This is a genomic window from Pseudomonas sp. MWU16-30322 (assembly GCF_020515535.1).
Lineage (GTDB): Bacteria > Pseudomonadota > Gammaproteobacteria > Pseudomonadales > Pseudomonadaceae > Aquipseudomonas > Aquipseudomonas fluorescens_H.
Window position 1 is genome coordinate 441,951 of record NZ_JAIWYL010000001.1, and the last position, 22,784, is coordinate 464,734.

Consider the following 22,784-nt stretch of genomic DNA (forward strand, 5'->3'; position numbering starts at 1 on the left):
TAGCACTCCCATGGATTTGAGCATTCGAAATGGATTTGAGCCTAGAAAGTAGTGACTTTCTCGATGGGTTTGATCACCTAGAGAGTCACAAGATTAGTAAAAACACGATTGATATTTTTTCGTTAAAGATAAATGCAAATGAATTCAATTATTCTACATTGCAATGTAGTCTAATCGACCCGCTTATAAATTATTCATTGTCACGAAAGGTGAGAGAGGAATATCGCGGTAAGCCAGGAATGCTTTCTCGAAAGGCGAGAGACAAATTTCTAGATCACCTCCAGAATAAAGGGGAGTTGGGCGAGCTTTTGCTATATTGTTTTTTAGAGTCGCATCTAAAAGCTCCCAAAATTCTTTCAAAGCTAGAGTTAAAAACCTCTACAAGTCAGTATGTGAATGGAGCGGATGGTGTCCATTTTATAAGGCTTCCTGACGGTGATTTTCAGATAATTTTTGGCGAATCAAAAACAGAGACGGAACTTACTACGGCTCTTAGTCACGCATTTAAATCAGTGTACGAATTTAAGAATGAGATAAATTCTAAAGGTGCGGAAAAAAGCGGGCTGCCGTATGAGAAAGGTCTTATCAGTGATCATTTAGAAAAAGAGACGTTCAGCGATGATGAAAAGGCATTTATCAAAAGCATTATCTATCCTAAGCGCGTGAATACTTTTGAGGTGGATGACGCATTTGGCGTTTTTGTTGCTTATGAAATTACAATTCATGATGATGATAAGAAACTTTCAAATTCTGATTTTAGAAAAAAAATTCAAATTCAGATAAAAAGTGAAATAGCAAGCCGTCTTGCGCATATCGAGAGCAAAATAAACGAATTTGATCTCGTTGGGCATCATTTTTATATTTATGTACTGCCATTTACAGATCTTATAAAGCATAGGGGAGAGATCCAGAGGGAGATTACTAGATGAGACTGTTTGATGAGCTTTCGCAGCAAGCGTTAGGGGATGATTACTTTAAAGAACTTCTGGTTAAACTAGAGCTGCTATCAGCACATAGGTTTTTTGAGCTACCAGAATCTGATCTTGAACCCAAGGAGCTAACTGATGCGCTGAGATTTTCAGATATATTATCTCGATCTTCCGACCCTGAAGCTAAAAACAAAGCATACAAAATTGTTAGCCTTTTATCTGAAACAAACTGGGAGGACTCCACGTTTTTAAGTTTTGCGAAGCCCATTCTAGTTAGATTGGGGAATTTTCCTGCATTAAAATTCCTAGAGGATGCATCTAGTCAACAGATACGCTCGCCTAGAGAAGTGGTGTTTGAGCGAATAATAAAGGAGGTGTTTCACGCAATACCAAATAGCGAACACACCTTTACAGACTCTCAGTACGAAATTTATGAAAATTTAAAAAAGAATAACCACTACAGTTTTTCTGGTCCGACATCAATAGGAAAGTCTTTCATAATTAAGGCTTTTATACATCATCTTATTGAGGAGCATAGAGGTACTGACAATGTCGCTCTCCTTGTACCAACTAGGGCGCTGATCAATCAGGCTGCTAATCAAATAAAATCTGAGTTCTCTCAGTACTCCCAGTATAAGGTGCTCACTCACCCCATCATTCCTAGTGCATTCAAAAATGAAAGCACTCGATTTATATTTATCTTTACGCCGGAGCGATTGATTTCTTACCTTTCTGAGTCAGACAATCCGAAGATTGATTATCTCTTTGTTGATGAGGCTCACAAAATAGTTTCAGAAAAAGATACGCGAAGCCCACTCTACTATCACGCGGTTTTGCAGGCTGAGCGTAAGAGTGTAAAGTTGTATTTTGCATCGCCCAATATTCCAAACCCCGATATTTTCTTAAAGCTATTCGAAAAAAGTTCTGATGAGTCGCTTTGCATTAAAAGCTCACCAGTTTCTCAGAATAGATAGTTTCTTGATTTGGTCGAAAAGAAAAGTCTTCTTCTTTCTGATTCAGGTGTCGAATTATCGATTGATTTGAGTTTTGAAGATGTAAGTCTTAACTACTGGATTAGAAAGCTTTCTGGAGGGGAGAAGAGTATTATTTATTGCAATTCTAAGTCTGATACTATTGGTCTCGCGCTGGATTTTGCAGCAAATCTTCCACAGAAAAAGAACAAGGAAGTAGATGAGGTTATCAGTCTGATAGAAGAGCATCTTCATAAAAAATACTATTTAATCGACTGTCTAAAAAAGGGTGTGGCATTTCATTTTGGAAATTTGCCTCAGAGAATAAGAGAGCGGATTGAGTGGCTCTTTGAAAATAGAAAAATTGATTATATTTTTTGTACCTCTACTCTTCTTGAGGGAGTCAATCTTCCTGCAAAGAATATATTTATATTGAGTAATGCTATTGGTCTTACAAAATTTAGCGATATTGATTTTTGGAATTTGTGCGGTCGAGCTGGTCGATTAACCAAGGAGTTGTCGGGGAATATAATATGCACTAGGGCTGAAAAAAGAAAAAATAGGTGGGATAGACCTGAGATAGATTTAAATGTTGTGAGAAGAAAAGACATAAAAAAACTTGAGCCGCAGCTTATATCCGGGAAAGGAAATTTTTTTAAAAATATTGAGTCAGCACTTTCCGGCAAGGACTTTAGCACAAAAGCACCTGCGGCTGATCAGGTTAGAATATGGAAACATTATGCCAATATCGCATTGATACATGAGATAAGGGGGGAGGACTCTGTTCTTCGTTCTAATATGATTTCAAGTGCACAAACAGCGCAAGCTGTTTTACGGCAGAAAAGCTTGTCGAATTCGGTTCCCGAAAAAATACTAGAGGCATCTTCAGGAATTAAAGCTGAGTATCAAAATAGAATTTTTTGCGATCCAAATATAAAGTCGATTCTATCGGCGGATATAAATTATGATACAGCGCTTTTAGCATTGAATACGCTCAGTGCTCTCTATAATTGGGAAATGGAGGAGTCTTCCGGGAGAACTCCTCTGTACCGGTCCAGAGATACCTTAAAGTATTACGCGGTATTAATCGCTGACTGGGCTAACACCAAGCCTCTGCATTATATGATACAAGGCGCTCTTGAATATCATGAGAAAAAAGGCGAGGTTTGGGTTGTAGATAGAATGGAGCCATTCAATAAAAACGACAAGCGTCAATTGAATATAGTAATTAATGGTTTGATCTCTGATATTGATAATTTCATAAGGTTTAAGATAAGAAGTTATTTTGAGAACTACAACAATTTGTTGGAGGCTCGTTTCGGGGCGGAAGGTGCCGGGCCAAATTGGTCGGAATTTTTAGAGTATGGCACTACTGACTCGAGAATTATCGAGCTACAGAACTATGGTGTGCCCCGGCATCTTGCGCAGTTTTTAATTGCTAATTTTTCGAGTCTCATGAACTTCACCAATAAAGCAATTGTCCCTTTCAGCAAAGAAGAAGTTCTTTCTTTGATGGATGAGCAAAGTGATGAGTTTAGAGAGTTGAGTGATTTAAAACTATACGGCTGAAAGGTTGTTTGTAATTTGAAATAACGCATTTATCCGTGGATAGTTTTTTCATGACATTGTAAATGCCAAAGACGAAGCGTTGTCGGCAGATCTCGGCAGCCTGCTGCTCGACATGCGTCTGGCGCAGGACGGTATTCAGCGTCTGGCACCGAATCTGATGCTGGCGCCGGGAGACGAATGACCAGAGCGTCTACACTCCTGAAAAACCTGTGAGAGGGGTTTGCTCCCGAAGGGGCCGTGTCAGTCAGATCATTTGTGGCTGACTCACCGCATTCGCGAGCAAGCCCGCTCCCACAATTGGGGGCCGGTGTGCTGTATTTAGACGCGTTGCGTCAGGTCATGCCGGAGAGTCTTGTTTTCGGGAGTGGCTGATGTCTTCGAGTGTTGCCCTGCGGTTGCCTTCCATTGATGGTTTGTTGCGTCACCCGGCCTGTCTGCCGCTGGCCGAGCGTTATGGTCGTGAGGCGTTGCTGAGCGGCTTGCGGCAGTTGCTTGATGAGCTGCGGCTCAGCGTGTTGCAAGGTCAACTGTCTGCCATTGAAATCAGCCCCGAAGTGCTCGCCGGCCGCGTTGGCGAGCGCCTGGCCCAGCAACAGCGCAGCAACGTGCGGCGGGTGTTCAACCTGACCGGCACGGTGCTGCACACCAACCTCGGCCGCGCCTTGCTGCCCGAAGAGGCCATCGAAGCGGTGCAAATGGCCGCACGTTACCCGCTCAATCTGGAATTCGATCTGGCCAGCGGCAAGCGGGGAGATCGCGATGATCTGATCGAAGGCCTGATCCGCGAACTGACCGGCGCCGAAGCCGTCACCGTGGTCAACAACAATGCCGCTGCGGTGCTGCTGACCCTCAACAGCCTGGGCGCGCGCAAGGAAAGCATCATCTCGCGCGGCGAACTGATCGAAATCGGCGGCGCGTTCCGCATCCCCGACATCATGGCCCGCGCCGGCGTGCGCCTGCATGAAGTCGGCACCACCAACCGCACCCACGCCCGCGACTACGAAGCAGCGATCAGCCCACGCAGCGGCTTGATCATGCGCGTGCATGCGAGCAACTACAGCATCGAAGGCTTTACCGCTCGCGTACCCACCGCCGAGCTGGCCGAACTGGCTCATCGGCATGGCTTGCCGCTGCTGGAGGATCTCGGCAGCGGCAGTCTGTTGGACCTGACCCGTTGGGGCCTGCCAGCGGAACCCACGGTGCGTCAGGCGTTGCTGGAGGGTGCGGACATCGTCACTTTCAGCGGCGACAAATTGCTCGGCGGACCACAGGCTGGCTTGATTGTCGGGCGCAAAGACCTGATCGCGAAGATCAAGAAAAATCCGTTGAAGCGTGCTTTGCGGGTCGACAAAGTAACCCTGGCCGCACTGGAAGCGGTGCTGGGTTTGTATCGCGACCCGGATCGCCTCGCCGAACGTCTGCCGAGCCTGCGGCTGTTGACTCGCCCGCAAGCCGAGATCCTCGCCCAGGCCGAGCGCCTGCTACCGGCACTGGTACAGGTCATCGGCGAACCGTGGAATGTCAGTGCAGTGGAAGCGCTGGGCATGATCGGCAGCGGCAGCCAACCGGTGGCGCGTTTGCCGAGTGCAGCGCTTTGCCTGCGCCCGCAGGTATCGAAACGCTTGCGCGGACGCTTTCTGCTCAATCTGGAAGCGGCGTTGCGCAACTTGCCGATCCCGGTGCTCGGGCGCATTGACGACGATGCGCTGTGGCTCGATCTACGGCAACTCGACGATGAAGCGGCGTGGCTGGCGCAGTTGCCGCAGTTGCAGGTCGAGTCGTGATCGTCGGCACCGCCGGGCACATCGACCACGGCAAAACCTCGTTGCTGCAAGCCCTGACCGGACAAACCGGCGACCGCCGGCCGCAGGAGCGCGAGCGCGGAATGACCATCGACCTCGGTTATCTCTACGCGGAGCTGGAACCCGGTGCCGGGCTGACCGGGTTCATCGACGTGCCGGGCCACGAGAAATTCACCCACAACATGCTCGCCGGGGCGCAGGGTATCGATCTGGTGTTGCTGGTGGTGGCGGCGGACGATGGGGTGATGCCGCAGACCCGTGAGCATCTGGCAATTGTTCAGTTGCTGGGCATTCCCCGGGCGCTGGTGGCGATCACCAAATGCGATCGAGTCGAGACGGGCAGGGTGAAGCAGGTTCAGCGGCAGATTCTCGATCTGCTCGAAGCCGGGCCGTTTTCCGACGCGCTGATACTGGCGGTGTCGAGCGTGACCGGGCAGAGCGTCGATGAACTGCGCCAGACCTTGCTGCAGACCCAGGGTGATGTGCATCAGCGCAGCCGTGAAGGTGGTTTTCGCCTGGCCATCGATCGCGCCTTCAGCGTGGCGGGCGCCGGGATTGTGGTGACTGGCACGGCGTTGTCGGGGACGGTTTCCGTCGGGGACAAACTGACCCTCGGGCCATCCGGTAAAGCGCTGCGAGTGCGTGGCTTACATGCGCAAAACACAGTCGCTGAACAAGCCTTCGCCGGGCAACGTGTGGCATTGAATATCAGCGGCGAGCGACTGACATTGGAACAGATCCATCGCGGCCAATGGCTTTTGGCGGACTGGCTATACGCACCGACGCAACGCGTGGACATCGACTTTCAACTGTTGCCCGGCGAGCGTACCTTCGAACATTTCCACCCGGTTCACGTGCATCTCGGCACCCAGGACGTCATCGCCCGCGTCGCGTTGCTCGAAGGCACGCGCCTGCTACCTGGCGAGCGCATGTTCGCGCAACTGCTGATCAACACTCCGGTGCACGCGGTGAAGGGCGATCGCGTGATCCTGCGTGACCAGAGCGCGCAACGCACCCTCGGCGGAGGTCAGGTACTCGACCCGTTCGCCCCGGCCCGCCAGCGCCGCAGCCCGGAACGACTGGCGCAACTGCAAGCCCTGGCCCGCAGCGACACTCTTGAGCAGGCGCTGCCGGTGTTGCTCAACCACAGTGCTAGCGGCCTCGATCCGCAACGGCTGGAGCGTCAGTTTAATCGCCTGCGGGAGGGCTGGTCGCTACCGGCCAACGTGCGCTTGATCGACACCCGCCAAGGCCCGGTGCTGTTCAATCTGCAGCGCTGGGGACAACTGAAGTTCACCGTGCTGGAGCAACTGGCGAAGTTTCATGAGCTGGAGCCCGACCAGATGGGCCCGGATCGCGACCGCTTGCGGCGCTTCAGTGGTCTGGCGCTGGAGCGTTCGACTTTTGTCAGCCTGCTGGAAGAACTGCGTGCTGCCGGGTCGATCAACGCCAGCGGGCCGTGGCTGCATCTGCCCGATCATCAGGTGCGGTTGAACGCTGAAGACGAGACCCTGTGGCAGCAGATGCAACCGCTGTTCGAACAGGCCGGTTTCGATCCGCCATGGGTGCGCGACGTTGCCAAAGCGCTCGGTACGGAAGATGCCTTGGTGCGTCTGCTGCTGCGCAAACTGGCGCGGTTGGGGTTGATGCATCAGGTGGTGCGCGACCTGTTTCTGTCTGACGGGCAACGGCAGCGCATGGCCGACATTCTGTTGCAACTGGAGCAGGAAAATCCGTCGATTCAGGTGACAACGTTCCGCGATGCGCTAGGCTTGGGACGCAAACGTTGTATTCAGTACCTGGAATACTTCGACCGCCTCGGCCTGACCCGGCGCATCGGCGAATCCCGGGTGATCCGCCACGACAACGCGCTGGCCAGTGCCGACGCACCCTGAGTTCAAAGGAAGGCAATCGCGCCCGGTGGCGCGGCCGGGCTTCAAACCCGGTTGGGGACGGCATCCGTTCCCGGGCAGGTTCGACTCCGGCTGCCTTCCGCCAATTACGCAGCTTCACCCAATACCCTGTGGGAGCGGGCTTGCTCGCGAAAGCGGTATGTCATTCAACATCGATGTCGACTGGTCATCCGCCTTCGCGAGCAAGCCCGCTCCCACAGGGATTGGGTTTCAAATTTGAATGACAGAGTTACTAAACCACAGATCAAGCCGCGCCTCTTGACTCCATATTTCCTCGATTCCTTGTAGGCCTTCGCCTGCTCGCGATAGCGGCGTGTCATTGACATAAATATCGACTGACACACCGCTATCGCGAGCAGGCGAAGGCCTACAGGGGATATGGGTTACAGGCGGCCGTATTCGCGCGCTGTGCGATCTACCGCGATCCGAGTCTTGTCGACCAGTTCATCCAGTTCCGCCCGGGTGGCGATCAGCGCCGGGGCCATGATCATCCGCCCCAGCGTTGAGCGAATGATCAAGCCTTCCTCGAACCCGATGGTGCGGCAGCGCCAGGCGATGTCGTTCTCGTTAGCAAAGCGCTTGCGGGTGGCTTTGTCTTCGGCGAACTGCAATGCCGCCACCAGCCCGACACCCTGAACGTCACCCACCAGCGGATGGTTGCCGAACACCTCACGCAGGCAGTTCTGCAGGTACGGGCCGGTGTCGTTTTTCACCTGAGTGACCACGCCTTCATCGCGCAAGGCCTTGAGGTTGGCGATGGCCACCGCAGCCGCCACCGGGTGTCCGGAGTAGGTGAGGCCGTGGGCGAACACGCCGCCTTTTTCCACCAGTGCTTCAGCCATGCGCCGCGACAGGATCAGCCCGCCCATGGGGATGTAGCCGGAGGTCAGGCCTTTGGCGATGGACAGGGTGTCCGGTTCAAAACCGAAGGCCTGGTGCGCGAACCATTCGCCAGTGCGGCCGAAACCGCCGATGACTTCGTCGGCGCACAGCAGCACGTCGTACTTACGGCAGATACGCTGAATTTCCGGCCAATAGGTGGCGGGCGGAATAATCATGCCGCCAGCGCCCTGGAACGGTTCGGCGACAAACGCAGCGACTTTGTCGGCGCCCAGTTCGAGGATCTTGTCTTCCAGTTGCCGCGCCGCTTGCAGGCCGAACTCCTCCGGGCTGAGGTTGCCTTCGTGGGCGAACCAGTACGGTTCGTCGATGTGCGCGACGTCGGGGATGGTGCCGCCCATTTCGTGCATGAATTTCATGCCGCCCAGCGCCGTCGCGGCCAGGGTCGAGCCGTGGTAGCCGTTCCAGCGGCCGATCATGATTTTCTTCTCGGGCTGGCCCATCACCTGCCAGAACCTGCGCACGGTGCGGATCAGCACTTCGTTGGCTTCGGAGCCGGAGTTGGTATAGATCGCGTGGCTGTAGTGCTTGGGCAACAGGCTGAACAGCAGCTCGGAGAGCTCGATCACCTGCGGGTGAGTGGTGTGGAAGAACATGTTGTAGTAGGGCAGTTGTTGCAGCTGCGCGGTGGCAGCGGCGGCCAGATCCTTGCGCCCGTAACCGAGGTTGGTGCACCACAGGCCGGACATGCCGTCCAGATAGCGATTGCCGTCGTTGTCCCACAGCGCCAGGCGATCGCCGCTGACCATCACCCGCGGGCCTTCCTCGTTGAGAGCCTTCTGGTCGACGAACGCGTGAATGTGGTGGGCGGCGTCAGCGGCCTGGTAATCGCGGGTGCTGCGGGTCGGATCGAATTCGGCGGACATGGCGGTTCTCCAGAGAAACGGGGCAAGTGGGTGCGCGTTCATTCCAGCGGTGCACGGCCAATATTTGTCACTTAAAAATATTTTTGTAAAGAAAATATTTGTCGGTAAAAAAAGAAATCCGTAGGCTGACGCCCATCAGCAACACAGGACACCAGCACCATGAGCGGGCTCAGAGAACGGCAAAAGGAACAGCGCAGGGAAGTTATCGCGCAGGCAGCGCTGGAGCTGTTCATCAGCAACGGCTTCGGCGCCACCACGCTGGAGCAGATCGCCAATCAGGCCGGGGTTTCCGCGCCGACGGTGGTCAACTATTTCGGCGGCAAACAGGAGATTTTGCTGGCGTTGCTTAAGCAACCGGACGAGCAGGCGATGCGCGATGCTAGGGCCAATCTGGATGACGACAGCGATCCACTGGAGGCGTTGTGCGAGTTCGAAGGGCTGATGACCCGTTACCAGTTGCAGGCCATGCCGGCATCACTCTGGCGGGAACTGGCGCCGTTTCTGTTTTCCGGCGAACTGGCGCAGGCCCTGGAGCCGTGGAATGCGGCGGTTATCGAGGAAACCAAGGCGTTGCTGGTGCACTTCCAGACCCTCGGCAAAGTGCGCGAGTCGGTCGATATCGACGTGGCGGCAACGCTGTTCAATCAGTACGCGAACCTGGCGTTCATTCGTCTGGCGACCGAGCCTGAGCCGGATCGGGCTGCACACGCCGAACACATGCGCGGTGTTCTCAGCCTGCTGTGTCACGGCATGCTCGCGCATTGAATGCATCTTGGGAAAAGGCCTACAGACGCTAATCCCGCGCTCCCCTCAACGTTGCGCAATGGACGGAGGGTTCTACGAGCCTTTCGGCAACCACGGCTGCATCTGCTGCAGCAACCCGCGTCCGCCACGACGCAGTCCGGCCGCCAGGGTCAGCCACGACAGTTCGGTGATGATCACCTCAGAGGCGTGCAGCAAGCGCACTTCGCCAGCCGTGCCACCGGCCGTTCCGCCATCCGGCATGTACACCGTCATCCAGTCGCCGACGCTTTCCACCACCAGACACAGTCGCCAGCCTTGTTCCTCGGCAATCATGCCGACCTGCGCACCGTCGGGAGTCTCCATCCCCGCGAACCGCGCGGTGGTGTCCTTGAGCAACTGGTAGCCGGGCAGATTGCTTAACACCTTGTCGCCGGTGGCTTCAATCGCTCGTGCCGCCGTCGAAGTCCGGGCCAGCAGCCCGGCGAGAAAACACAGCACAATCAAGCCGAATAACGTAGCCAGCGTGATCAGGGTCACGCCGGCAATGTCGTGCCCGGCAAACATCGGCAGCAGTTTTTCCACGGGGCCACGCAACAGGTGAATGGCTTTTTCCAGCAGGACGAAAATCAGCACCAGAGGCAGAATGAACAGCAACCCGCCAATCACGGTGGTTTTGATGAACTTGAACATGGCAGCTCCTTGCCGAATTCCTTCAGTCACAGAAACCAAGGCTAGCTGATTAAAATGCCGAGGCTGACTGGCGACGAACAAGGAGCAGGGCGCATGAGCGCTGGCGCGACATATGGCTCGGTTGCATCCCGAACATGAGTGGATTCAACGATTGCAAACGACTGAAAAATACTCCCGACCCAACGAATGAACTGTGGCGAGGGAGCTTGCTCCCGCTGGGGCGCGAAGCGGCCCCGCTGTTGAGGAGGACTGCTGTGCAGTCCAGCGGGAGCAAGCTCCCTCGCCACAAAAAGCCACCTGGATGTTCAGGACTGATCAAGATCACTTCAGCGGGCCAATCCTTGCCCGGCCGACGGGGTATTGTCCGAGCATTCGATGTGCAGTTTGCCGTGGGTCATGATCCAGTGGATCAGGTCGGCGGTCGCAATCGAATGCACGTACTCCACCCATTGCGAATCAGTCGGGCCGTACTGTTCGAAATAGCGGCGCAGGACAACCCGGCTCTGGTCGTTGGCCAGCCCCAGGCAAAACTCCTGGAACAACAGCGGCGTATCCTGCTCAGGCGCGGTGGTGCGCTGGCTGAGAATCAACGGATAGCGGGCGTCGTGGCCCTCGGCGGTATAACGGTTGTGCAATGCGCTCATTGAATGCCCCCGGTTGTCGATGGCGTGCAGGGTGCCAAAGGGGTTTTGCCGCAGCATGTCCGCTTGATGTCCGGGGCGAAGGAATGTTGCTCGATTGAAATATATGACCCGCCCGCCAGAATAGTTTTAGATGCGTTCTTTTTTGGCCTGAGGATCCTGTGCCCGTGAGCAGACTGCTGATCGTCGACGATGACGTGGAAATTCTCGCCCTGCTGAAGAAGTTCTTCGTCCAGCACGCCTACGAGGTCGATGTCGCCGCCGACGGCGCAGCGATGTGGGCGGCGATTGCCCAGCAGCGCCCGGACACGATCATTCTCGACCTGATGCTGCCCGGCGAAGGTGGCCTGAGTCTGTGCCAGAAAGTGCGCGCGCAGATGGGCATTCCGATCATCATGCTGACCGCCATGGGCGAGTTGAGCGACCGGATTGTCGGCCTCGAACTGGGCGCCGATGACTACGTCACCAAACCGTTCGCCCCGCGTGAATTGCTGGCTCGCCTGCGCGCCGTGCAGCGTCGCGCCGGTGAGCAGGTCAGCCCCGCGAGCGAGCCGTCACGGCCGGTGATCGCCTTCGCCGGTTGGCATCTGGATATCACCTGTCGCGAGCTGCGCTCCCCGGAAAACGTGATGATTCCGCTGTCCGGTGGCGAGTTTGATCTGCTGGTGGTGTTTCTCGATCACCCGCAGCGCATCCTCACCCGCGAGCAACTGATCGACTTGTCTCGCGGTCAGGGCCACGACGCCTTTGATCGCAGCATCGACGTGCAGGTCAGCCGCCTGCGCCGCAAGATCGAACCGGACAGCAAGCGCCCGGATCTGATTCGCACGGTGCGCAACGGCGGTTATATGTTCACGGCCAAGGTTACTCGCGCATGATCCGCCGGCTCTTGCGGCGCGACCCACTGAGTCGGCGGATCGCTCTGACCATCGTTGCCGCCATGCTCGCTTCGCTGGCACTCAATTTCCTGTTCGTGGAGGTTGCCGGGACCTGGGCGCGACCACCGATTGAACGCACCGGGTTGCTGGAGCAGATTGCCGCAACCGTCAAGGTGATCGAGGCAGCCCCGGCGCCTTTGCGCGCGCAACTGGCGCAAGCGGCCAGCGGCCCGACGCAGGGTGTGCGGTGGAGTGCGCAACGCGCCGACCTCGGATTGCCCACAGGCGGTACGCCGCTCATCGCCGACAAGACGTCCGGGTTGCATCAGCTGTTGGGCGATGAGCGAGACATTCGGGTGTTCAATCCCGCTGACTGGCCGAGCGGCAGTCCGCTGGCCCGGTACGCGGCGCTGATTCAACTGCCGGATGCCAGCTGGCTGCTGTTCTCCTCGCCCGAGCGCTCCTGGGGCCTGGACATCGGCACGCGCATCGCAATCATCATCGCTCTAGGCCTGATCGCTACCGTGCTGGTGGCCTGGCTTGCCACGCAGCAACTGGCCAAGCCGCTGCAGCGTTTCGCCAGCGCCGCCCGCCGCTTTGGCGGTGATCTGCGCGCGCCGCCGATCAACGTCGAAGGCCCGGACGAGATCCGCCAGGCGATCATCGCGTTCAACACCATGCAGGCGCAGATTCAGCACTACATCAGCGAACGCACGCACATGCTGGCCTCGATTTCCCACGATTTGCGCGCACCGTTGACCCGCATGCGCCTGCGCAGCGAGTTCATGGAGGATCTCGATCATCAGGGCAAACTGATCCGCGACATCGAAGAAATGCAGTCGATGATCAACGCGGCACTGGCGTTCTTTCGTGAAGACACCCAGCCGGAGCAAGCCACCGCGTTCGACCTGTCGGAGTTGCTGCAGACCATCATCGACGACTACCGCGACCAGAACATCGCGATCGATTTCAACGGCCCGGCGCATCTGGTCTATGAGGGCCGGCCGCTGGGGATCAAGCGGGTGATCGTCAACCTGCTGGAAAACGCCGAGAAGTACGCGCAGCAGCCCGCCATCGCCCTGAGCAGCGACGGCTACAGCGTCTGCATCGACGTCAGCGACGATGGGCCGGGGATTCCCGAAGCGTCGTTGCAGCGAGTGTTCGATCCGTTTTTCCGCCTGGAAACTTCGCGCAACCGGGAAACCGGAGGTGTCGGGCTCGGGTTGTCGGCGGCGCGGGCAATCGTGCGCGAGCAGGGCGGCGAACTGACGTTGAGCAATCGCAGCAGCGGTGGCTTGCGAGCTCGAGTTGAATTGCCTTTGTAATATGTTGAAACATTTGGCCGTGACGAGCGGTCAACAGGACACATTCTCTGCAAGAAGCGTCCATGAAAACCCCACGGCCCTCCGCTCGTCTTGAACCGCTGTCGCAACTGCGCAATTTGAAAATGGCCCGCTCCGCCCACGCTTACGTTCGCGGCAGCACGGTGCAGTTTTACCAGTGGCTGCATAGCCAGCCCGGGCGTAGCCTGCCGCAGGGGCCGGCGGTGTGGATCTGCGGTGATTGTCACGCCGGAAATCTGGGGCCGACGGGGGATTTGAAGGGACGCATCGACATCCACATCCGCGACCTTGATCAAACGGTGATCGGCAACCCGGCGCATGATCTGGTGCGCCTGGCGCTGTCCCTCGCCACTGCCGCCCGAGGCTCGGACCTGCCCGGCGTCGCCACCGCGCGCATGTTGGAAGAGATGATGCGCGGCTACGAGCAGGCGTTTGAAGACGACGTCGATAAAGAGCCGCCAAGACCCGCGCAAGTGAAGGCCGGGATGCGCAGCGCCGTGCAGCGCACGTGGAAGCATCTGGCGCAGGAACGCATCGAGAACACCAAGCCGACCATTCCGCTGGGCAAGCATTTCTGGTCGCTGTCACGCGAAGAGCGCAGCGCGCTGAAGACCCTTAGCGCCACCCCGGACCTGCACACGCTGGTGACGTCATCGAAGGGCCGCTCCAAGGATGACAACGTGAAAATGTTCGATTCGGCCTATTGGGTCAAAGGCTGCAGCTCACTGGGGCTCAAGCGTTATGCGGTGTTGCTGGGCGTGGGCGAGGGCGACGATCAGGAATATTGTCTGCTGGATATCAAGGAGGCAGTTGCCGCCGCCGCACCTCGGGTAGCCCGAGCCGCGATGCCTCGTGACAACGGCAAACGCGTAGTCGAAGGTGCGCGCTTTCTCTCGCCAGGCCTGGGCAACCGGATGATCGCCACCCGGGTGCTCGACCATGGCTTCTTCATCCGCGAACTGCTGCCTCAGGACATGAAACTGGAACTCGACCAGTTGAGCCAGACCGACGCGATGCTCGCCGCCGGGTATCTGGCCCGAGTTGTGGGGCTGGCCCATGCCCGGCAGATGGACATGAGCACACGGGCCTCATGGATGCGTGAATTGCAGGCGTGTCGCTCGAAAACGCTGGATGCGCCGTCGTGGCTGTGGACCAGTGTCGTTCAGTTGGTCGGCAATCATGAAAAAGGCTATCTGGAGCATTGCCGGCGTTATGCGTTGCAGCATTGACCAGACCCACTGAAAACCTAACGGGCCAGCCCTTCCAGGGTGATTGTCACGGTGTTCGTTTGCCGAGGCCCGGCCAGCGGGGCATTGGTCTGACTGCGATAAGCGTTAGGGCTGCAGCCCAAATGCTTCTGAAAGGCTCGGCGCATGCGTTCTTCCCGGCCGAAGCCAACGGTTTCGGCGATTCGCTTGATCGGCTCGCGGGTGGTCTTGAGCAACCAGGTCGCCGCCTCCAGGCGCAGGTTCTCCACGGCTTGCGCCGGAGTCTCACCGGTCGCGGCGACATAGGCGCGAGCAAAGTGCCGCGGGCTCATGCCGAACTGCTCGGCCAGCCGCTCCACGCGCAAATCACCATTCAGATTCGCCGCAATCCAGCCATGCAAACGTGCCAGACGTACATCCGGATCGGTGCGCAGCGCCTTGGACTGGGCGTTGAGTGAAGCACTGAGTTGCGGTTGCTCGGCGCTGCGCCACAAAAACACCGTGAAGTAGCGCGCCAGCGCCAACGCCGCGTGGGCGCCCAGATCCTGTTCGACCAGGCCGAGCGCCAGGTCGATACCCGCCGTGGCGCCGCCGCAGGTCCAGAGGTTGCCGTCATGCAGATAAAGCGCGTCGGTCTGGCATTGCACCGACGGATAACGCGCCTGCAACTCGTCAGCGAACTTCCAGTGGGTCACGACCTTGCGACCATCCAGCAGTCCCGCGGCGGCAAGGGCAAAGCTGCCGGTACCGATCGAACAGAGCCGGCGGATGTGTGGAGCGCGACGGCGCAACCAGTCGCAGGCTTGCTGGTCGGCTTCCAGCGCGGCCATGCCCGGGCCGCCCGCGACGATCAACGTGTCGATCAACGCAGCCATCTGGTCGATCTGCTCAAGTGAACAGGTCGTCACGGTAATGCCCGAGATCGACATGACCTGGCCACCCTGCGGTGAAGCGACCAGCAACCGATAGGGCGGATTTGCCGTGAAGTCTCCGGCCAGCACTCGCGGTATCGCGGCAAACACCTCAAGCGGCCCCGCCGCATTGAGCAACAGCAGATCATCGAACGCCAATACCACGACGGTGCGCGGGATGTCCGACATGGCAGCAAAGGAGGGGTGTTTGGCATGGAGCTGCACGGCGGGCCTCGACATACTGAAATCAATGCACAAGTGAGAGCGCGACAATGCCGATAAAAACTGCTGCTGCCAAGCATCCGCTTACCGCGCGCCTGAAAGCGCTGCTGTGCTGCGCCGCGTTGTTGCTGACCCCGGCAGTTTCTGCCATCGCCGGGCCGTTGAAGATGGGTGATCAGAGCGGTTTGATTCAGGCATTGCTGCACGCGGCGGGCGAGGATCAGGATCTGGCCTACGGGTTGTCGTGGCATCCGTTTCTGGCCGGGACCACGCTGCTCGAAGCGTTGAGCGCCGGGGCGATTGACGTCGGTGTGGTGGGCAACGCGCCGCCAGTGTTTGCCCAGGCCGGCGGCTACGCGGTGCGGATCATCGGTGTGGCCAGCGGTGCGCAAAACAACAACGCGCTGTTGGTGCCCGAAGGCTCCGAGGTGCGCAGCGTGGCTGACCTCAGAGGCAAGCGAATCGCAGTCGCCAAAGGCACCAGCGGCCATTATCTGTTGTTGGCCGCGCTGCATCAGGCCGGCCTCACTCCGCGTGAGGTGAGCATTGCCTATGTCAGCCCGGTGGACGCGCAGAATGCTTTTGCCGGCGGCAAACTCGATGCCTGGTCGGTGTGGTATCCCTTCGTCGGTCAGGCGACTTCGCGGGGAGCGCGAATTCTGCTCGATGGCAGCGCCTGGTCGGAAACCGGTCTGAACTTCACCGTCGCCAGCCAGCCTGCACTGGATGATCCCGAGCGCGCAGGGCAGGTGAGTGATCTGCTGGCCAGGCTGGCCCGTGCTCAGAACTGGGCCACGGCCCATCCCGAAGACTGGGCCCGGGTGTTCGCGCAAACCACGCGGCTTCCCGTCGAACTGGTGCGTGAAATGCTCGATCATCAGAACCTGCGGTACGTGCGAATTGAGCCTTCAGTCATTGCCTCGCAGCAGCGTCTGGCGGACATGTTTGCCACCGAACGCCTGATCCCCCATCCGCTGCACGTCGAGCAAATGTTCGACGACCGCTTCAACCGCGTGCTGCCCACGCCCTGAATCCCTTTTTTCATGCCCCGTTCACCGTGCTGCTGCGCTGGCGGCCGGGGCTTACACGTCTGGAGAAAAGCTATGCCTGCTGTGCAAACCACCACGCTCAAACGCCAGAAGACCGGTCTGATCGCTGTCGATCATGCCCGCAGTGCCGGCGGCTATACCTTGTTCGCCCCGCAAACGGCGGACGGCCAAGTGTTTTTGATCGACCTTGACGGCGAGATCGTTCATCGCTGGAAACTGCCTCAGCGCCCGGGGCGCGACGCAGTGATCCTGCGCAACGGCAACCTTGGCTACAACGGCAACCATCCGGATTCGCCGGACCTGTTTCCGGGCTGGTCGGTGTGGCACGGCGGTGCGTTCAGCGAAGTCACCCCCGAAGGCGAGGTGGTCTGGGAGCACACCGATCTGCTGCATCACCACGACGCGCAATGGCTGGACAACGGCCACCTGCTGTACACCACCGCCGAGCCCTTGAGTGCGGATCTGGCCCGGCGTGTGCTCGGCGGCATTCCCGGCAGCGAGGCGCCGGGCGGGGTGATCTATGCCGATGTGGTCAAGGAGGTTGATCGTCAAGGCAACGTGGTCTGGGAGTGGCGCAGTTGGGAGCACCTGCGCCCCGAGGATTACCCGTTGCACGAATGCTTCGAGCGTCATCACTGGCCGATGACCAACGCCGTGACGCTGGGGCGCGACGGCAAGGTGATTCTCAGCCTGCGCAGCGTTTCCTCAGTGATTGCCGTGCAACGTGGCAGCGGTGAAGTGCTGTGGCGTCTGGGGCACGATCTGGTCGCGCAACAGCATTGCCCGAGCGAACTGGAAAACGGCAATGTTCTGGTGTTCGACAACGGCATCTTCCGCCCCCACATCAGCATGCCGCACTCGCGCATTGTTGAAATCAACCCGGCCACCCAACGCATCGAATGGCAATACGCCGACACGCCGGGCTACGCGTTCTTCACGCCGTTCATGGGCGGCGCGCAACGTCTGCACAACGGCAACACGCTGGTGACCGAGGCTAACTTCGGTCGGTTGTTCGAGGTCACCCAGGCCGGCGAAGTGGTGTGGGAATACGTCAATCCGCACTTCGCCAGCTACCCCGACGCGCCGTCGCGACGCTACTTGCCGGGCGAGAACAACGCGATATTCCGTGCGCACCGTTATCAGCGCCAGGACCTTCCCTGGCTGCGTGACTGAACACCCACTCAACCCACCGCAACGATCACGCTCACGCAAGCCACGCGCAGCGAAGTATCGACTCCTCTCGAAGAGCGGCTTGAGGCCGCTCCAGGAACCACCGATGAATCTTCTTTATTCGCGCACCTTTAACGCTGGCGCACTGAGCCTGTTCTCGCTGATGCCGTTTTTGCCGGCAACGGCCAATGACCTGCCGGCCAATTCCGATGTGCTGCAGCCGGTCACGGTTGAGGCCCGACGCCGCAGCGAAGATGCCCAGCAAGTGCCCACGGCGATGAGCGTGCTCGGCGCACAAACCCTCGAGGAACAGCGCCTGTATCGCTTGCAGGATTTGCAGCAGGCGATGCCCAGCGTCAACGTCGCGTTCATGCACGCGCGGCAATCGAGCCTGTCGATTCGCGGCTTGGGCAACAACCCGGCCAGCGACGGCCTGGAGGGCAGCGCCGGCATCTACCTGGACAACGTCTATCTCGGCCGTCCCGGCATGGCGGTGTTCGATCTGCTGGATGTCGAGCAGATCGAATTGCTGCGCGGCCCGCAAGGCACCTTGTTCGGCAAGAACACCACGGCCGGGGTGCTGAACATCACCACGCGCCGCCCATCGTTTACGCCGCAAGGCAGCCTCTCCACCTCGGTGGGCGAGGATGGCTACACGCAAAATCAGGCGAGTTTTTCCGGACCGATCAATGACACATTGGCGGGGCGCCTTGCGGTTTATCGCACTCATGAAAACGGCTACGTGAACAACGAATACGACGGGCACACGCTGGGCGGCGGCGTTCGTCAGGGCGCGCGTGGGCAGTTGCTGTTCCAACCCAACGAGGACTTCAATCTGCGCTGGCTGGCTGATTATCACGAAGAGGATTCCAGCGCCGGCACACGTTCTTTGTTCAGCACCGGGCCGACCATCAATGGCGTCAACCGCTACGAACAGCGTGCAGCGGCGGTCGGGGCAACGCTGGTCAGCGGTCGCCGGGTCAATCTGGACGCCGATCAGAGCGTCAAGGTGTTTCAGGGCGGGACTTCGCTGGAGGCGAACTGGAATCTGCCTGATGGCTACACGCTGACGTCGATCAGCGCTTATCGGTGGTGGGATTTCACCCCGCGCAATGATGACGAACTCAACGTTGATGTGATGCACAACGTCGGGCAGTCCGCTCGCGATAAACAGTACTCGCAGGAGCTGCGACTGGCCTCCCCGGTGGGGGAACATTTCGACTATGTGCTCGGTGCTTACTACTTCCGCCAGGAAATGAACAACAGCGTTTTCACCGACTACGGCCCTCTGGCAGATACCTGGAACGGCACCCCGCAAGGTGCATTGAACAACGTCACCAGCGTTGGGCATGGCTATGTCGATACCGACAGCTTCGCCACATTTGCTCAGGGCACTTGGCATTTGACCCCTCGCCTGGATTTCACTTTGGGCCTGCGCGGCACGTATGAGCGCAAGCTGGCGGAGGTCACCCGCAACGCGCCTTTGGGTGGCAGTCCGGTCAGCGGCGCCGCAGCGGGCGTCCGGGCCGGAAGGGTCGGCGCTTACGATTCCGGTGACTTGAGCCTGTACAGTTTCAGCCCATCGGCACTGGCAAGCCTCGCCTGGCATGTGAACGATCAGGTGCTGGGCTATGCGTCGCTGTCCCACGGCGAAAAGTCGGGTGGTGTGAACCTCAGCGTCGCCAGTGCCCCGGTCGCCGGTGCCGACTCATTGTTGATCGGCAGCGAAAGGGCCAACGACGCCGAACTGGGCATCAAAACCACCTTGCTCGATCAACGCCTGTTGCTCAACGCCAACCTGTTCTGGACGGTGGTGCATGGCTATCAGACCAATGCCTATGACGACGTCAATCTGACCAGCTATCTGACCAATGCCGGCTCGGTACGCAGTCGCGGGTTGGAACTCGACAGCAGTTGGCGCCCGCTGCGGGGCCTGACGATCAACCTCAATGGTTCATGGAACGATGTGCGTTATCTGTCTTACGAGGATGCCCCATGCCCGGCCGAGATCGCCTTGCGTCCGGGGGCTCCGGTGGCCTGCGATCTGAGCGGGCATGCCGTGGTGGGCGCGTCGAAATGGATCTTCAACAGCAACGCCGCGTACCAGTGGAATCTGGACGACGGCTTGCAGCCCTACGTCAGCGCTAGCTACGCGTGGCGTTCCCAGGCAGTCGGCACAGTGGATGACTCTGCGCAAGGTCAGTTGCCGGGATACGGCCTGGTGAACCTCTCCAGCGGTGTGCGCGGCGACTGGGGCAGGGGGCAGTGGGACGTTTCGCTGTGGCTGAAAAACGCCTTCGACAAGACGTACTACACGACGCTGTGGAACTCACCCAACGGTGCGTACACCGGCGTGCTGGGTACGCCGCGAACCCTGGGAATGACCGCGCGTTATGATTTCTGAATGACGTCTGCGGGCGCTGGTTTCAATCACAAATTGCCGACGCCGCCGTCCACCAGCAATTCGTTCCCGACCACGTAAGCCGATTCATCAGAGGCCAGGTAAACGGCGGCTTTGGCCAGTTCCCACGGGGTTCCCATACGGCCGATCGGCACCAGTTGGCGAATCCGCTCGCGCAACGCCTGCTGCTCTGCGGCAGGCAAGCCGAGTTTGTCCAGCGCCGCCGTTTCAGTAGGGCCGGGGCTGAGGCCATTGACGCGAATGCCTCGCTGGATCAGTTCGCCGGAAAGCGTGCGCGCCAGCGACAGCAGCCCGGCCTTGCTGGCGGCATACGCACTGCTTTGCGCGAGACCAATCCTGGCACTGACGGAACCGCAGAGGATCACCGACGACGGATTGGCCAGCAGCGGCATCAGCGCCTGGATCAGGAAGAACGGGCCTTTGAGATTGGTCTGCATGAGCTGATCCCATGCCGCTTCGTCCCAATCTTCGATAGAGCGGTGAGTGACGTCACCGGCGTTGACGAACAGCACGTCCAGCCGCGGCCAGATTCCGGCCAGTTGGCGTGCCAACGCCTGTTGGCCAACGCTGTCGCCAGCATCGCTCTGGATCGCCAGCACAGCACCGCCCAGTTCGTGCCTGACAGCCTGCAAGGCACTTGCGCTGCGTCCAGTGACTGCGACTGTCGCGCCTTCCAGCACAAACTGGCGTGCGGTTTCCAGGCCGATGCCGGAGGTGCCGCCAGTGATCAACGCGAATTTGTTTTTCAGCCTCGACATGTCTTTCGCCTCTGCAACGGGTTGGATAGCCATTCTCAGAGCATTAGTATCCTTTGACCAGTAGGCACCTTTTGCATACCAAGGGACGGACTTGATCCTCATGAACACTCAACAACCGCTGCCAGACACCACGGATTTGCCGCTGAAACCGCTCGCGGGTTGCCCGATGGTCGATTTCGTCAATCTGATTTCCGGCAAGTGGGCCATTCCGATCCTGTACCGGCTGATCGTGCTGGACTGCCCTGTGCGCTTCAGTGATCTGCAGCGTGCGGTGGCGCCCATCACCCAGAAGGAACTGACGCGCCAGTTGCGCCTGTTTGAACAACGCGGGCTGGTGACGCGGACGGTTTTCGCGCAGGTACCGCCCCGGGTGGAATACCGGATCACGGCTCTGGGGAGCACTCTGCAAGGGACGCTGGACTCGCTGGCGCAATGGATGCGCATCAATGCCGATCAGCTTCGCCATCCCCACTGCGAATAACGCGGATACCCAGGCGCTACGCTGCAAACAGGCCCCAGAACATGCCGATGACCACGACCGCCATCGCCGCCGTGCAACTCCAGCCCAGAACTTTAAGCCCGGGCGCAATGACAAAGGAGCCCATGATCTTCGGGTGCGATGCCATCAACATCATGATGAACATGATCGGCACTGCAATCACCCCGTTGACGACAGCGCTCCACAGCAACGCCTTGATCGGGTCAATCGGCGCAAAGCAGATCAACACACCCAATAAGGTCGACGCCGCGATGATGCTGTAAAACGCTTTGTTGGCCAGGGGTTTGGCCGACAGGCTGTTGCGCCAGTGAAATGTTCCGGCGACGGCGTACGCCGCAGAACCTGCCAGGACGGGAACCGCCAGTAGTCCTGTGCCAATGATGCCGGCGCTGAACAACCAGAAGGCGAACTCGCCGGCAATCGGTCGCAAGGCACTCGCGGCCTGCTCGGACGTCTGGATGTCCGTGAGGCCATGCAGGTTCAGGGTGACAGCGGTGGTCAGCATGATGAAAAACGCGACGATATTCGAGATCCCCATGCCGATCAGGGTGTCGGTGTTGATGCGGGTGAAGTTGGCTTTTGCCTGGTTTGGCGCATCGATCAGTGACTGCGCCTGCGGATCGGCCTCCAGTTCTTCGACTTCCTGAGATGCCTGCCAGAAAAACAGATAAGGGCTGATGGTCGTGCCAAAAATGGCCACCACGATGGTGATGTACGCCGGTTTCCACGACAGCTGAGGCCAGGCGGTGTGCTCAACGACCTGGCCCCAGGGAATGTGCACGGCAAACACGATCCCCACATAGGCCAGCAGCACCAGGGTCAGCCACTTGAGTACGCGCACGTAACGCTTATAGGGAATGAACACCTGCAGCAGCAGGGACACGACGCCGAAGCCAACGGCATAGAAGTGCGGCGATCCACCGATCAACAGCTTCAGTGCCGCCCCCATCGCGGCGATGTCCGCTGCAATATTGATGGTATTGGCAAACATCAACAGCGCGACGATCCCGAACAACAGCGGGCGAGGGTAATGCCTTCGAATATTGGTCGCCAGCCCATGCCCGCTGACGCGACCGATCCTGGCACTGATGATCTGAATGCCGACCATCAACGGAAACGTCAAAAACAGGGTCCAGAGGGTATTCAAGCCGAATTGTGCGCCGGCTTGCGAGTAGGTGGCGATCCCGCTGGGATCATCATCCGCCGCACCCGTGATAAGCCCGGGCCCGAGTTTTTTTACCCATGAACCGTGGCTGACAACCGCAGGCTTCTCGAAGGGCGTTTTATTGTTCATTTTTT

The 22,784-nt window shown here is 58.3% G+C and carries 19 protein-coding genes, 1 tRNA gene and 2 pseudogenes; 15 read left to right on the plus strand and 7 right to left on the minus strand.

Translation table 11 applies throughout. The features are described 5' to 3' along the window. Positions 1-29 precede the first annotated feature (29 nt). From LCH64_RS01915 to LCH64_RS01940, 7 genes and pseudogenes are all read left to right on the plus strand, one after another. Complete coding sequence (locus tag LCH64_RS01915) at positions 30-929, plus strand: DUF1837 domain-containing protein (RefSeq protein ID WP_226499309.1); 900 nt, start codon at positions 30-32, stop codon at positions 927-929. Continuing rightward, the gene (locus LCH64_RS01920) at positions 926-1,903 is read left to right on the plus strand and encodes a DEAD/DEAH box helicase (RefSeq protein ID WP_226499310.1); all 978 of its coding nucleotides are present in this window, start codon (positions 926-928) and stop codon (positions 1,901-1,903) included. The genes LCH64_RS01915 and LCH64_RS01920 overlap by 4 nt, the downstream gene beginning before the upstream one ends. A gap of 9 nt (positions 1,904-1,912) precedes the next feature. Next, a complete protein-coding gene (locus tag LCH64_RS01925; protein ID WP_226499311.1) occupies positions 1,913-3,469 on the plus strand; it encodes a helicase-related protein in 1,557 nt (518 codons plus the stop codon). Positions 3,470-3,491: 22 nt separating this feature from the next. Further along, positions 3,492-3,650 (plus strand): annotated as a pseudogene (locus LCH64_RS28325) (formate dehydrogenase accessory protein FdhE); the annotation flags it as partial. Positions 3,651-3,840: 190 nt separating this feature from the next. Then, positions 3,841-5,253 carry an L-seryl-tRNA(Sec) selenium transferase gene (gene selA, locus LCH64_RS01930; RefSeq protein ID WP_226499312.1) on the plus strand — a complete coding sequence of 471 codons (1,413 nt, stop codon included), beginning with the start codon at positions 3,841-3,843 and terminating at the stop codon, positions 5,251-5,253. Then, entirely contained in the window at positions 5,250-7,166 is a 1,917-nt protein-coding gene (gene selB, locus LCH64_RS01935; RefSeq protein WP_226499458.1) for a selenocysteine-specific translation elongation factor, read from the plus strand. The genes selA and selB overlap by 4 nt, the downstream gene beginning before the upstream one ends. A gap of 7 nt (positions 7,167-7,173) precedes the next feature. After that, positions 7,174-7,269, plus strand: a tRNA-Sec gene (locus tag LCH64_RS01940). Positions 7,270-7,292: 23 nt separating this feature from the next. Here the strand turns inward: LCH64_RS01940 and LCH64_RS01945 are convergent. Both LCH64_RS01945 and LCH64_RS01950 read right to left on the minus strand, forming a co-directional pair. Next, positions 7,293-7,388: pseudogene (locus tag LCH64_RS01945) on the minus strand (metal ABC transporter ATP-binding protein); the annotation flags it as partial. Between the two features lie 179 nt (positions 7,389-7,567). Further along, positions 7,568-8,950, minus strand: a complete 1,383-nt coding sequence (locus LCH64_RS01950; RefSeq protein WP_226499313.1) for an aspartate aminotransferase family protein — start codon at positions 8,948-8,950, stop codon at positions 7,568-7,570. Between the two features lie 159 nt (positions 8,951-9,109). Here LCH64_RS01950 and LCH64_RS01955 point away from each other — a divergent pair, with 159 nt between their 5' ends. Beyond that, entirely contained in the window at positions 9,110-9,715 is a 606-nt protein-coding gene (locus LCH64_RS01955; protein ID WP_045122457.1) for a TetR/AcrR family transcriptional regulator, read from the plus strand. Between the two features lie 72 nt (positions 9,716-9,787). Here LCH64_RS01955 and LCH64_RS01960 read toward each other — a convergent pair whose 3' ends face one another. Both LCH64_RS01960 and LCH64_RS01965 read right to left on the minus strand, forming a co-directional pair. Further along, entirely contained in the window at positions 9,788-10,384 is a 597-nt protein-coding gene (locus tag LCH64_RS01960; protein WP_226499314.1) for a hypothetical protein, read from the minus strand. A 326-nt stretch (positions 10,385-10,710) separates the two neighbouring features. Further along, on the minus strand, positions 10,711-11,028 hold the full coding sequence (locus LCH64_RS01965) for a hypothetical protein (RefSeq protein WP_226499315.1): 318 nt from the start codon (positions 11,026-11,028) through the stop codon (positions 10,711-10,713). Positions 11,029-11,192: 164 nt separating this feature from the next. Between LCH64_RS01965 and LCH64_RS01970 the strand changes: the two genes are divergently transcribed. The 3 genes from LCH64_RS01970 to LCH64_RS01980 all read left to right on the plus strand — a co-directional run bounded on the left by LCH64_RS01970 (position 11,193) and on the right by LCH64_RS01980 (position 14,475). Further along, positions 11,193-11,903 carry a response regulator gene (locus LCH64_RS01970; RefSeq protein WP_226499316.1) on the plus strand — a complete coding sequence of 237 codons (711 nt, stop codon included), beginning with the start codon at positions 11,193-11,195 and terminating at the stop codon, positions 11,901-11,903. Beyond that, entirely contained in the window at positions 11,900-13,228 is a 1,329-nt protein-coding gene (locus tag LCH64_RS01975; RefSeq protein ID WP_226499317.1) for an ATP-binding protein, read from the plus strand. The genes LCH64_RS01970 and LCH64_RS01975 overlap by 4 nt, the downstream gene beginning before the upstream one ends. 62 nt (positions 13,229-13,290) lie before the next feature. Beyond that, positions 13,291-14,475 (plus strand): DUF2252 family protein, encoded by a 1,185-nt coding sequence (locus LCH64_RS01980; protein ID WP_226499318.1) that lies wholly within the window; start codon positions 13,291-13,293, stop codon positions 14,473-14,475. 17 nt (positions 14,476-14,492) lie between these two features. On the opposite strand, the gene LCH64_RS01985 is transcribed toward LCH64_RS01980, so the two are convergent. Continuing rightward, positions 14,493-15,590 carry a helix-turn-helix domain-containing protein gene (locus LCH64_RS01985; RefSeq protein WP_226499319.1) on the minus strand — a complete coding sequence of 366 codons (1,098 nt, stop codon included), beginning with the start codon at positions 15,588-15,590 and terminating at the stop codon, positions 14,493-14,495. Positions 15,591-15,637: 47 nt separating this feature from the next. On the opposite strand from LCH64_RS01985, the gene LCH64_RS01990 reads away from it, so the two are divergent. The 3 genes from LCH64_RS01990 to LCH64_RS02000 all read left to right on the plus strand — a co-directional run bounded on the left by LCH64_RS01990 (position 15,638) and on the right by LCH64_RS02000 (position 20,210). Further along, positions 15,638-16,618 carry an ABC transporter substrate-binding protein gene (locus tag LCH64_RS01990; protein ID WP_226499320.1) on the plus strand — a complete coding sequence of 327 codons (981 nt, stop codon included), beginning with the start codon at positions 15,638-15,640 and terminating at the stop codon, positions 16,616-16,618. A 72-nt stretch (positions 16,619-16,690) separates the two neighbouring features. Then, positions 16,691-17,809, plus strand: a complete 1,119-nt coding sequence (locus LCH64_RS01995; protein ID WP_226499321.1) for an aryl-sulfate sulfotransferase — start codon at positions 16,691-16,693, stop codon at positions 17,807-17,809. Positions 17,810-17,969: 160 nt separating this feature from the next. Further along, positions 17,970-20,210, plus strand: a complete 2,241-nt coding sequence (locus LCH64_RS02000) for a TonB-dependent receptor (protein WP_226499459.1) — start codon at positions 17,970-17,972, stop codon at positions 20,208-20,210. A gap of 26 nt (positions 20,211-20,236) precedes the next feature. Here the strand turns inward: LCH64_RS02000 and LCH64_RS02005 are convergent, their stop codons facing one another. Then, positions 20,237-20,986, minus strand: coding sequence for an SDR family oxidoreductase (locus tag LCH64_RS02005; protein WP_226499322.1), 750 nt, complete (start codon positions 20,984-20,986; stop codon positions 20,237-20,239). A 100-nt stretch (positions 20,987-21,086) separates the two neighbouring features. Here LCH64_RS02005 and LCH64_RS02010 point away from each other — a divergent pair, with 100 nt between their 5' ends. Next, the gene (locus LCH64_RS02010) at positions 21,087-21,467 is read left to right on the plus strand and encodes a helix-turn-helix domain-containing protein (protein ID WP_226499323.1); all 381 of its coding nucleotides are present in this window, start codon (positions 21,087-21,089) and stop codon (positions 21,465-21,467) included. A gap of 16 nt (positions 21,468-21,483) precedes the next feature. On the opposite strand, the gene LCH64_RS02015 is transcribed toward LCH64_RS02010, so the two are convergent. Next, entirely contained in the window at positions 21,484-22,779 is a 1,296-nt protein-coding gene (locus LCH64_RS02015; protein WP_226499324.1) for a divalent metal cation transporter, read from the minus strand. Positions 22,780-22,784 lie beyond the last annotated feature (5 nt).